Source organism: Campylobacter sp. TTU_617 (assembly GCF_016599045.1).
Lineage (GTDB): Bacteria > Campylobacterota > Campylobacteria > Campylobacterales > Campylobacteraceae > Campylobacter_D.
Genome location: NZ_JAENKV010000052.1, coordinates 1 through 422, shown reverse-complemented (window position 1 = coordinate 422; position 422 = coordinate 1). Strand labels below are relative to the sequence as shown.

The following is a 422-nucleotide window of genomic DNA, read 5'->3' as shown; positions in this document are numbered from 1 at the left end:
TAATATAACCGCGTTGATCCATGATCACGCCGGAACCCAGCGTGCGGATCTCCAGTTGATTATGCGCGGTACTGTTCATACTGCGGTTATAGACATTGACGACGGCAGGCGCGGCGCGGCGAACCGCAAAATTATAACTGGCTGGCGTCTCATCGGTACTGTCGAATTGCGGGACGGCGATAGGATTAATTTTGCGCAAAGAAGGCATCACGGCCAACAGAATAGCGCCGACAATTAAACCTATTGCGACCGAACGTAAGAGCTTCACAAACATGATGGAGGCGTCGTTAAAAAAGGGAACGGCAGCAGCATACCATGAGTTAACCGGACATCACATCGCAGGCTGATGCCCGGTTTAAGACAGGATTAGCGCAGCAATAGATAAATGTTCTCGTTGCCGCGTACTACCTGAAGAGCAATGA

1 protein-coding gene is annotated in these 422 nt (G+C 50.5%); it reads right to left on the bottom strand.

What is annotated here, in order from left to right; genetic code table 11:
* On the bottom strand, positions 1 to 274 hold a 274-nt coding region (locus GQV94_RS07655; RefSeq protein ID WP_442778713.1), incomplete at its 3' end, for a hypothetical protein.
* Between the last annotated feature and the right edge of the window lie 148 nt (positions 275 to 422).